This window comes from Paenibacillus sp. BK033 (assembly GCF_004345425.1).
In the GTDB taxonomy this organism is placed as follows: domain Bacteria; phylum Bacillota; class Bacilli; order Paenibacillales; family Paenibacillaceae; genus Pristimantibacillus.
Genome location: NZ_SLVP01000001.1, coordinates 597,894 through 609,988, shown reverse-complemented (window position 1 = coordinate 609,988; position 12,095 = coordinate 597,894). Strand labels below are relative to the sequence as shown.

The window sequence follows — 12,095 nt, the reverse complement described above, 5'->3', positions numbered from 1 at the left end:
CTAGCCTCCGAATGCCGCAAGCTTCCCGAGCAGCCGGTCATGGCTAAGCTCGATTTCTTCCGGCGTGCATGCCGCTTTCAGCTCGTACACCTTGACGGGAGCGGCTGCGATAATCGGGAGGAAGCGGTCAAAATAATGCATGTCGCCGCTGTGCACGTAAGGGCACCAATGATCCGACAGCCCCACCGTCTCGTGAATATGAATGCCGACGACATGATCCTTGATCGCTTCCATGTCGCGGGCGTTATCGTACAGCCCCATCCGTTCCATCATCATGCCATGGCCAAAATCGTACCATAACCCGACCTTGGCGCCCTTCAGCCGGTCAAAGACCGTCTTCGCTTCTCTTAACGTCGGCATTTGATAGCAGCGCGAGCGCGTCTCGATGCCGATCGATACGTTTAAGCCTTTCGCCTCGAGCCGGTCGCATACCTCCTCGAGACTGTCTCCAATCCTCTCGAGGTAATGGCCGGCTGCCGATTCCCGGCGTTCAATCATTTCGCTCCACAGCTTGACGTACGCAGCCGATTCCGGACCTTGCTCGTTGTAGATCTTTTTCAGCTCCTGATCGATATTGTAGTCGAACGGCACCTCTCCAGGATGGACCACAACCGCTTTCGCGCCATAACGATTCGCGTATTCGGCAGAGCGGAGCAGCAGCTCAATCGAACGCTGACGCTTCTCTTCGTCATCGAAGCCAAGCAGAACCGAATCGGTACCGTAATCGGGATCCGCCACATGCGGGAACGTATTATGCACGCTCGACACCCCGATTTGTCCCCGTTCAATCATCGGTTCAATCGTGGACAGCAGCTCGCTCGTCACATTGTAGTTCAGCTCTACGTACCGGAAGCCAAGCCCCCGGATCTCTTCGATCATGCCGCTGCCCGTTTGATGCCTTTTAATATTCCAACAGGTTGAGAACGAATATTGTCCTTTGTCCTTCCCCATGTCTTTCATCCTCCAGATGCATAGCGGCGATTGCCGCCTCTTTGGTTAGCCTTTTACCGCGCCAAGCATAACGCCGTTTACGAAATAGCGCTGCAGCCACGGATACACGATCAGGATCGGTACGGTTGCGAAAATAACGCTTGCGGCCTTCAGGCTTTCCGGCTGCAGCATTTGGCGTCCGCTTGCGCCCTCCGCCGCGATCAAATCGGTGACCATGTTGTTTTGAACAAGCTGGTACAGCTTTAATTGGAGCGGATACAACTCCGGGCTTGTAATGTACATCAGCGTATCGGTAAAGCCGTTCCAACGGCCTACCGCATAGAACAAGCTTAGCGTAGCAATAACCGGCATCGACAGCGGCACGATAATACTCGTTAACGTACGGAAATAAGAGCTGCCGTCGATCTCGGCCGATTCTTCAAGCGAATCGGGAATATTTTGAATAAACGTAATCAGAATAATCAGATAAAACGGACTGATTAGTCCCGGCAGCACAAGCGCCCAAATCGAGTCGAGCAGGTGCAGATTGCGCACGAGCATGTATTCCGGAATAATGCCGCCGCTGAAAAACATCGTGATGATGATAATAAACATGACAACCTTGCGGCCTTTTAATTTGGTTTTGGCCAGCGGGTACGCTGCCGCAATCGACATCACCATGCACAACACGGTGAATAGCACCGTCAGCAAAATCGTAAAGCCGAGTGAACGGATCATCGACATGTCCGTGACTACCTGCTTGTAAGCACCCCAATTGATTTCCACCGGATAAATACTGACATCGCCTGACATAATAGCGCGCGACGAGCTTAAGGAAATCGCAATTATATGAATAAACGGAGCCAGACATATCAGCACGAATAGAAGTATCGCAAGAGTGTTAATCACGTCAAATGACCGGCTGGCGTTTCGATCTCTCATGTCTTACCGCTCCTTTCCCGTTTTCGATAGCATAGATTACAAAATACTTTGATCCGCCAATTTCTTGGAGGCGTAGTTCGCGCCGAGTACAAAGACGAGTCCAACAAGAGCCTGGAATAAACCAACTACGGTAGCAATCGTATATTGCCCGGATTCAATGCCGATACGGTATACGAACGTGCTTAGCACATCCGCGTAATCCCGAACCGCGGTATTGCCGATAATGTAAGGACGTTCAAAACCGATTGCAATCATATGCCCCAGGTTGATAATGAGGAGAGTTACGATTGTAGGTTTCAGCGATGGGAGCGTAATGTTCCAGATCTTTCTGAGACGGCCCGCGCCATCCACGTCTGCTGCTTCGAACAATTCCCTGTTAATACCCGTAAGAGCAGCCAAGTAAATAATCGTACCCCATCCGGCACTCTGCCAGACGCCAACGGCCAAGTAGGTAATAAGCCAATCCTTCTTATCCGTCAGAAACGGAATGGCATCAAAACCAAGCGATGTAATGATGTTGTTAATCATGCCGGACTGCGTACCGAATACCTGCAATACGATACCGCCGATTATGACCCAGGAAATAAAATGCGGAATATACAAAATCGTTTGCGACAGCTTTTTGAACCAACCTATTTTCAGCTCATAGAGCATAATGGCCAGAAAGAGTGGAGCCGGGAACGATACAATGAGGTCCAAGAAGTTAAGCATCAACGTATTGCGCAGTACCTTGTAAAAGTCCGGCATCGCGAACACTTCCCTGAATCCGTCTAAGCCGATCCATTCGCTGCCGTTAATGCCCTGGAAGAAGTTGAAGTCTTTAAACGCGATCAGAATGCCGTACATCGGACCGTATTTGAAAATAATAAAGTAACTTACCGGTAGTATCAGTAGAGCATATAATTGCCAATATCTGCGTAAATACGAGAGTCCTTTCAATGCCATCCACCCCTGTCCGCTTACGATGTGCCGGGAGACGAGAGCCTTATGCTCGCTCGTCGTCCCCAGGCAAATATATTGTAGGATCTGCCTCTATTTCATTGCCTCGTAAGCTTTTGTGCGTTCATCCAAAATCGCTTGACCGCCGTTTGCCATGTAATCCTTCATTACGGACTCATAAGTGCTCTCGAATTGGTCCGGTTTCGCCATTGTTGTCTTTACAATGATTTCATTGAGCTTATCACGTAAAGCCGTGCCGTATTTCGCTTGCGCTTCAATCGGATGGTCGAACAGAACAGGCTTGATTGTGTCGGATCTGGAGATGCTGAGCGCTTTGCGTGTCTCATCCTGGTAAGCCTCAGGCATACCGTATACGTAAGCCTCTACGTTCTTGTCTGCATCGCCAAGCTGCTTCCCGTTCGAGATAATCGCCATATCTCCCCAGTTGTAAATCCGGTTTTTTACATCATCCGATGCATCTGTCTTTACAATAGGAACGCCGTTTTGAAGAGTATAATTCTCGCCTTCGACGCCATTTTGCATGTCGAACAGGTTATTCTCCGATGCCATCCAATCCAGATACTTAACTGCTTCTACCGCATTCTTGCTGCTCTTAGGAATCATTAAATACATGCCGATTGGCGCATATTCCGGTTTCGGATGCTTGCCTTCCGAGTTGGTATAAACATCAATTGCCGACAGCTTTGCATCAGGAATATTTTTCTGAAGCGTTGCGTACGTGCCGTCCGCATAGAAAGGATTCATGTCATCCTCGCTGTAGAAACCGATTAAACCTTTTGCGGCATCCTCTCCGAGCTTCTTCTTATCCTCATCAAGACTGAAATCGGCGCTCATAAGCCCTTCGTTATAGAGCTTATTCATGAATTGCAGCGCATCCTTGAAGCCTGGCAGCAGCACCGGATAATCATTGGAACCAAGCTGCTGCGTTAAGGTGTATCTCTGTTCCTCCGTCACAGGCTGGATGAAGGACCAGATCAATGGCTCGAATTGGGCCGGTGCAAGCGCCATGCCAAGCGGAATGACTTTGCCTCCGGTTTGACCCGGGTCTTTTTCCTTAAACGCTTTCAAGGTATTGTAAAGCTCGTCGGTTGTTGTTGGAACCGGAAGGTTCAGCTTATCGAGCCAATCCTGACGGATAAACGACGAGTATTTGCCAAGATGCGAGCGTTTCGCCGGCAGAGCAAACTGTTTCCCTTGATATTGTCCGTAAGCAAGAGTTTCTTCGCCAAGGAATTTTTTCAGGTTAGGACCGTATTGATCAAGCAGCTCACCAAGATCCGTCAGACCGCCTTGCTGCGCGTACCTGTAGAATGTGCCCGAGTCGTAAGTAAATACGATATCCGGAACGTCGCTGCCGCTCGCCATCAGTACGTTCAGCTTCTGAACCTCTTCCGACCGCGGAATCGGTACGAATTGCACGTTAATGTTGTTCGGCGTACCGAATTTGTCCTGTACAAGCTTCGTCAAGTAGTTGTTCGTAATGGTAGAGCCTGCAGGAGAATTGCCCCGGTCGAATACTTCAACCTTAAGCGTGGAGGCTTTGCCGACGGAAGCCGTTTCGCCTCCTTTTGATTCATTGGCTTTCTCGTTGCCGCCGCTATTGCTGCATGCGCTGAGCAGCATCGTGCCTACGAGCGTAGCCGTTAATAGAGTGCTGGCTGTCTTTCTTCCTTTTCTGCTTTGTTTCATTCGAATCCAACCCCTCTTTCATCCCTTTTCGATTTGCTTCCTGCACCCGGTGTAATGTATTGAACACGCTTACATGCATCGCTGCCGGCCCGTGTTTGGGAAGTGCCCTCAGTATGGCACGGACTTCAGGAAAGTGACAATAAACCAGTTTCGGCGATGCAAACCATTCCGCCAATGCCTTGCCCTATAAGGCTTTCGGCGGTTAGAATAAATCATTTTCCCGACATAAACCGTATAGCAAAAAGCCCGTAATAAAGCCGTTTCCCGCGATAAACTTTTGCGTTCCGGCTGACGGCACAGCCGTGATTATAAAAGAAGACAGCGGCTGTCCGAATAGATTGCTTATCCGGAACGCCGCTGTCTTAATCCGTTAATCGTTAGCCTCATCATCCGCGATGGACTCGTCTCGATTGCCCTGTGCGCCAATAAGAGCCGCGGAAGGGCGCATCTTCAGCTTGCGGAATTCGCCCGGCGTTACGCCGGTCAGCCGTTTGAACACCCGTCCGAACGTTATAGAGTTAGCATAACCAACCTGAAGGGCAATATTTTGTACCGTCTCGTCCGTTTCGGCGAGCAGACGCTCCGCCTGCTGCATCCGAAGCTGCACGAGAAAATCGACGAATTTCATATCGTACTCCAGCTTGAACAAGTGGCTGGCGTATTTGCCGGATATTTCGAACTTGTCGCTTAAATGCTTGAGAGACAAATCCGGATCGGCAAAGTTCTCTTGGATATAAGCTCTAATCTCGGTGATCATTGTCTTATAGCCTTTGGTCTGGCTCATCGCAACATAGGTATCATAGACCTGCACCAAATAATCCGACAGCTGTTCCTTCATCTCGCCAAGCGTTGCCGCGCCTCTTAGACCTGCGAGCACCTCCGCAATCCGGGCCTCGTCCAGGCATTCGTTCAGCGTATCCGACAGCTCCTTCAGCTCGCGGCTCAGCATCTGCAGGAAAAGCTGGATTAGCGATAAAATATCCTCGTCTTTCATGACATCCGTCTCGAAATGCTTGAACAGCTGCTCAAACGTATCCCGCCAGCCTTCATTGGTCAGCCGGAATTCCTGCACGCAATTGGTGCATTGCTGCGTGTAATTAAACATGCCGCGCGGTTGATCCTGAGGGATATCCCCGCTGAACGTAACCGCATCCCGGCCGATGGCGAATTGATATTCCATGCCGTTCAGCGCTTTGCGATAGGAGCCTCCGATTCCGTTCCAGTCCTCAACGATTGAGCCAATGCCGAGGGAAAGATTAAAGCGCAAATGCCCCTCTACCCATTCCCTTGCCACGATGGCGGTCCGGCGAAGCTGATTCAGCATCTCCGTTACGGCAGCTCCTTCAGCGGATGCGAATACGAACGTAATCCGGTCGGATGCCGACCATTCTCCCCAGCCTTGCAGGCCTTCGTTATTCGCCAGCTCCTGCATCACGTTGCCGAGCGCGAACTTTAATACATTCTGCTCATGAAGCGTATTATCCGCCTGGAATTCCTCGTACTTGTTCAGCTTGACGACCATAACCGCGAATCGTCCCTTATCCGGCAAAAGCTTCAGCCTGCGAAGCCGTTCCATCAACTGATCGCTGCGCTGTCCGCTTATTAACTCGTTAAACAGCTGTCTGCGCTGAAGCACGACGCTTTCGCGCTGCTCCTTCTCGTGATCGCGCGATTGAACGATAAGATTCTCGAGCGCGCGGTCAATCATCGTCAGATCATCCAGCTTTACCGCCGTGCCGTCGCTCCCCCGCAGGTGCAGCGCTTGAATCCGGTTCATCATGAGTCTGATCGGCTTATAATTTCGCCGGGTAACCCAAATAATATAAACAATGGCAGCTCCAAACGTCAGAACGGCGATAATGACCCATACATACGAGACAACCGATACCCAGCTCATCAAATGACCGGCTTGAAGACCGCTCTCGAAGATCCATCCAAGCGGCTGCGAGGTAATCGTAGTCAGCACGTTGCCGCCCGAGGCCGAGCCGTCATCCCCCGGGTACACGGGCTGCTTCGCCGCATCGGTAATTCGCATGAACGATACCTGATGGTTGGTCATGCTTCCGATCATCTGCCCGACATTGTAGAGATTGATGTTAATGACGAGAATGCCGTCCTTGCCGAAAGGAAGCGGCGTCTCCTTGTACATCGAAATGACTTTTACCGGCTTCAAGCCGTCGTATTCCTTAAATTCGCGGCTTGCCGACCAGCCCTTGTACTCGCGGGATTCCTCCGCCTTGCTCAGGAAGTCCCGGTCGCCAAACTCGGACAATTCGGTCTCGCCGCTCGACGTCAGTACAATATTATCCGACTTCCTGTATAAGTAAATCGATTCGACCAGATCGTTATCCTCGATCAGCGACCGCAAACTGTGAACCACGTTATATTTGATCGTCGTGGATTCGGACGAGCCGTTCAAATAAGCCGCATAGCTCTTGTTCGACTCGACCTCTCCCAGCACATTAAATTCCACTTCGTGAATGGACCGTTCCACGCTGTCTACGACATATCCGGTCGTAATCCGGTCAGCCTTGGCCATCTCGGACCGGGATATTTCATTTACTGCGATAAAAGACAAGAAAATGATCATGGATACGGTCAGCACCAGGATCGGAAAATAGGAAACGAGCAGTCGTATATACCAATTGTTCAGCTTGAGCATGTTTTTCCTCCTGCCACGCCCGACTCTGCAATGTAAGCGTTATCACAATCATCAGCCTAAATGAGTAAAGCGGTTTACTTGCCTACATTGTAGCATGGCTCACCCCGATTCGAAACCGTTTCGACAGTAAAAGTTGTAGCAATTTCTAGTTTTCATGCCGTTTGCGCAAAAAAAAGCCAGCCCGTTATTCGGGCTGACGGAAAATTATATTCGTCTTAGGTCTTAATGAAATATCCAATTATCGATTACGTGTTTGCCTTGACCGTAAACGACATCTCCGCATATAGCCTTGACTCCTTGCGGTACGGTTATTTCTAGGCAACCTGTATCCAATGCTGTCAAAAGCCGTTCCACCCGAACCGCCAAAGGCCCAAATGTTGTTGGAATAGAGCCTGCCGCCCACATTAAATCTTTCGGCAGCTTTGGCTGTATGATAACTACCCTCTTATTGGCTTCCGAAGGCTGAATGCCAAGGATGCTATGAAGAAACATATAGACCGGCATACTGCCCCATGCATGGCAGGCGGAACTAAAGGAAATATCTTCCTTATGCTCGTTCCCGTAAAATAAATCCCACCATTCCCATACCGAAGCAGCGCCGGCATCAATCATCCTGCCGTATCGCTCTCTCACCAGCTCAAGCATACGGTCTTCCCGCATAAGCTTCATGAGAGCCCTGTACACAACCGTCATAAAGAAGGGGCTTGCCTTAATCGATATCCCGTCCGCTTCCGGAGCGAACACTGACCTGTAGATCGTTTCACTGTGTTCATCTCCCGCCTCATGCAGAACAAGCAGGGCCAAGGCGTTGGCTGATTCGCTATAGAAGCGGCTGGCTTCACCGTTTACGAGGCACTCCGTATATGCGCCGCTGTCCGGCAACCATAAATATTGCCGAATACTGTTAGCCAGGCTGCCTGCGGCTTTCCTGTAATAGGCCTCGGCTTCCCGATCGTCGACAAGTCTGGCGTATTTCGCGGCGTTTTGCATCGCTTCCAAATAGAGCAGATTCAGCGAGGTTACGATTCCCCCCCGCTCTACATCCGGCCACCGGCCAAGCGGCGCTTCGCCGGCGTCTATATAGGCCCAATAAGGGACGTTTTCCAGCAACCCCTCCCGGTTCTCGAAGCCCGAGAACCAGCGGAGCGCCTGAACGATATTGGGCCACCATTCGATGAGCAGCCCGTCATCCCCGTAAGCATCCATATACTCGTTAAAAGAACTAACCCAATGCAGGCAGAAGGAAGGGATCGGCGGATAATTGTGATGGCCGTCCGGATAACGCTGGGCCGTCATGCCCTGCCAGTCCTGCGATTGTCCGACCTGCTCCAGCAGCTTGCGGTGCAGCCTTCCGTCACCGGAATAATAGGTCTGATACAGCCCTTGCCAACGCCCGTCTCCCATCCATTGCTGCTGCTCTCGGCTTGGTGAATCGACGAAGGCATCCTGCATGCAAATCCGGATCGTATGCTCGGAGATGTCCCAGATTTTCTGGAGCCGCTCATCGCTGCACTGGAAGACGGCGGGTTGATCAATCGGATATTTGCGAGTTCGCATTCCAACGCGATGCAGCATAATCGAACGGGAATCGGCATGTCTTATTCTTAACTGGACAAAGCGGCATGCTTTCCAGCCGAACCGGACCTCGAGCCGCTGCCAGCCCTCTTTAAGAATAAACCTGTCAATGGAACGGTTATTATTGACGTTAAGAAGCGCCTTGCCCTTCCACAGCTCTTCGGCATAGACAATATCAACGATTGTACCGTCTGTTCCCGTTACATCCAGCTGAAGATAGCCTGGCTCAATCTTGCCAAAATCATAGGTCAGCACCTCAAACTCGCCATGTGAAGCCTGCTTCGACGAGATGTTGTACGGAGTTGAGGATAAGAGATTGATTTTCATATTTTTTGTTTCTTCGATGATATCCAGATGCAGTCTTCCCGAAGGTTCCGCAAGCTGGCGGACGCTACCCCGGCTTACCAGCCTGAGAGCATCCAACTCCTTCTCTTCCATGAGAGGAATCGGTCTCCTTCCGAAGTTCCAGAAAGGCGATAAACCGATTCCGCGCGTCTTGGCTTTCTGCCATCCCTCCTCGTCAAAGCCCGGCAGATGCCAGCCTTCGGGTTCTTGCCTGGCATCATAAACTTCAATGGGTCCCTGACAGCCGTTTATCCGCGGAGAGCGGGAATCGTAAGCATCAGACAGACGGCAAACCCAGGAGGAATCGGTTCCGATGATTACATTTTCCTGCTCCGGGAGAGTAACCTTCAGCTCCGCGGCCAATGCAGGAATGCGGTCAATGGATTGCCCCGTCCCGTAACCGTAATACAAGACCATAACCGCTATCGTGTTCGTTCCGGCGTTAAGCAGCCCCGTAACGTCCAGCTCATCGACATACTGCCAGCGGGGATCGCTCCGGCAAGGTCCTCTTCCCGCGTATATTCCGTTCACGTATAAGATATACCGAGAATCGGCAAATATACTCAGCTTGCCTGTTACGGCTTCATCCTGATCTAATGAAAAGCTTTTGCGAAAATAGCAAAAGGATTGATAAGGATGCTCGTAATGATTCTCAACTTCCGCAGGATGCCAGATAATGCTTGTGCTCTGCCCCCATTCCCATACGGATGGATGCTTTCGAACAAATCGTGCAAGACCCACCTTATGCACCTGCTTTCATTTAATATTCATAAACGCGCAATTCAATAATTTCGGCATGCGGGCTGCCGTTTGTTGATTCCACCACAATTCGGATTTGGTTAGTGACAATCGTCTGGTCCAGCGTATGAACAACCTTCCTCACGCGGTTGCTTTGTCCGCGCGTGATTTCGATCCATTCTCCTCCGGCCAGCGCTTCAATGCGATAGTCTTTCACCAGCTCGGGCATGACTTGAAACGGGGTTTCATGATGATGCAGATTAATAAGGTCTACATTAACATCATCATTAAAAGTCACGTGAATTTCACCCGCAACAATTTGTACCGGCCAGGTCAGCTGCAACCATTCCTCGCGGCCTTCCATGATCGGTTCGGACAGCCACATATGCGGTCCGCCATAAGGGCGGGTTACCCCGTCAATTGCTTTCTCAGGTGAGAAAGCCGTTGTCTCCGGTTCGACGCGAATGGCCGGCAGCTTACGAAAGACGCGCTGTTGAGCCCATACCTTAACGGCATCCGGCTTCTTTTCTTCCTTGCTGCGATTCTCAAGCATGATCATTCCGGTTTGAGGGCGAGCTGCCATCTGGACGGAAACAAGCGGGTTCTCCCGCAATATAACGAAACCGTTCTGTGGACGGTCCGGGTACCAAGTGAGCGGGAAGCGGATCCACTGCCCTTCTCCCGCTTCGATCTTAACGCTGGCCACGGCGATCTGTCTGCTTGGGATGTAACGCTCCTCGCGCCCCGTATTCCACAGCTCGGCGGTGAGCTCGGTCTTTTCCCCGCTGTTAACAAGGAACGAAATAGCGTCCATACCCGGTTCTAGCGGGACGATTAACGCAATGTCCTTATCCAGAAGGTAGGTATCCTTGCCTGCTTCCAAGGCAAGCTGCTTCCATTCGCTCGAAGCGGTTACGCGGGCCTTACGGGCCAGATCCTCATGATCCTCGTTGGAATAGCCGATAACCGAAGCGTCGCTTTTCAGCAGGGTTTGGCGCAGATCCTGCAGGTGCTCGCGGTATAACGTTCTAGGCGTTACGCCTTTTTGCACGCATAAAGCTGCGCCGGTACCGGCCGCCTCGCCTATCGCGGCGCATGTAGCCATCACCCTTGTTGTGCCGAATGCCACGTGTGATGCGCTTATATTGCGTCCGGCAAACAGCAGGTTGCTTACGTTGCGGGAATATAGCGATCGGAAAGGAATCGTATAAATACCATCCGGGTGCATATGCTTGGAGCCGCCTTCGAGGGAATACATCCCCTGCGGCGGGTGAAGGTCAATCGACCAGCCGCCGAACGCCACACCGTCTTCGAAACGGGTCTGGGCAATAATATCATTCTGGTTCAATATATAATCGCCGACAAACCGGCGGTATTCGCGTTTGCCAGGAAGCGCTCCGACCCATTCCAGCGTCATATGATCGGCGTCGAATTTGCCGGAGTTCTTGATATAATCCCAAATACCGTAAATAACCGACCACAGCTCGTCACGGATAGCCTCGTTTTCGGTTACCGTGTCAAGCTCGCCGCCGAATTCGATCCACCAATAGTCGCAGCCCGAATCGCCGCTTCGGATGACGCGCTTCATCGGAAGCGTTGTCTTCGTAATATCCTTTGCAAAGCTTGGAGCGATATATTTGACCGGCTTGCCCGCATCCTTCGTATAGAACAGAATGGTGCTGCCGAGCGTAATATCGTCCGCGATTTCAGGTGCCCATTCTTCATTAAACTCCGAACGCGCCTCCCGTCCAATCCGGAACTCGGCGCCTGCAAGGAACCCGAGCAGTCCGTCGCCCGTACAATCAAGGAAATATTCGCTTTCAAAGACAATCCGTCGCTCCGAGCCCATCATCCAGCCGGTTGCGGATCGAATAACCCGGTTCTCCTTGTCGCCATATGCTTCAACCTCATGAACATCGGTATTCAGAAACAGACGGATATTGGATTCCGCCCGCACCTTCTCGAGCACGACCAAATCCCACAGATACGGATTGCCCTCTTTGTTCCGATACTGGTTCTCTACGAACAACTCGCCCATAATGCCGGTCTCCCTGGCGTAACGGTTTACCCCGTGACCGGTCGCGCCGCATACCCAAACCCTGACCTCGCTGCTAGAATTGCCGCCGAGAACAGGACGGTTCTGGACAAGCGATACCGTTTGTCCAAGACGGGCGGCAGCAATAGCCGCGCATACGCCGGCCAATCCTCCTCCAACTACCGTAATATCGGATTTCACTGTTTCTTCTCTCATTTC

The 12,095-nt window shown here is 51.3% G+C and carries 7 protein-coding genes; all 7 read right to left on the bottom strand.

Annotated features, from left to right (window positions below; translation table 11 throughout):
- Complete coding sequence (locus tag EV294_RS02665; RefSeq protein ID WP_132303519.1) at nucleotides 1-951, bottom strand: sugar phosphate isomerase/epimerase family protein; 951 nt, start codon at nucleotides 949-951, stop codon at nucleotides 1-3.
- A gap of 45 nt (nucleotides 952-996) precedes the next feature.
- The gene (locus EV294_RS02660; protein ID WP_132303517.1) at nucleotides 997-1,872 is read right to left on the bottom strand and encodes a carbohydrate ABC transporter permease; all 876 of its coding nucleotides are present in this window, start codon (nucleotides 1,870-1,872) and stop codon (nucleotides 997-999) included.
- A gap of 36 nt (nucleotides 1,873-1,908) precedes the next feature.
- The gene (locus EV294_RS02655) at nucleotides 1,909-2,811 is read right to left on the bottom strand and encodes an ABC transporter permease (protein ID WP_132305242.1); all 903 of its coding nucleotides are present in this window, start codon (nucleotides 2,809-2,811) and stop codon (nucleotides 1,909-1,911) included.
- 93 nt (nucleotides 2,812-2,904) lie between these two features.
- The gene (locus tag EV294_RS02650; protein WP_132303515.1) at nucleotides 2,905-4,521 is read right to left on the bottom strand and encodes an extracellular solute-binding protein; all 1,617 of its coding nucleotides are present in this window, start codon (nucleotides 4,519-4,521) and stop codon (nucleotides 2,905-2,907) included.
- A 370-nt stretch (nucleotides 4,522-4,891) separates the two neighbouring features.
- Nucleotides 4,892-7,183 carry a helix-turn-helix domain-containing protein gene (locus EV294_RS02645; protein ID WP_132303513.1) on the bottom strand — a complete coding sequence of 764 codons (2,292 nt, stop codon included), beginning with the start codon at nucleotides 7,181-7,183 and terminating at the stop codon, nucleotides 4,892-4,894.
- Nucleotides 7,184-7,405: 222 nt separating this feature from the next.
- Entirely contained in the window at nucleotides 7,406-9,844 is a 2,439-nt protein-coding gene (locus tag EV294_RS02640; protein ID WP_165930563.1) for a family 78 glycoside hydrolase catalytic domain, read from the bottom strand.
- Between the two features lie 19 nt (nucleotides 9,845-9,863).
- Nucleotides 9,864-12,092, bottom strand: coding sequence for an FAD-dependent oxidoreductase (locus tag EV294_RS02635; protein WP_132303509.1), 2,229 nt, complete (start codon nucleotides 12,090-12,092; stop codon nucleotides 9,864-9,866).
- Nucleotides 12,093-12,095 lie beyond the last annotated feature (3 nt).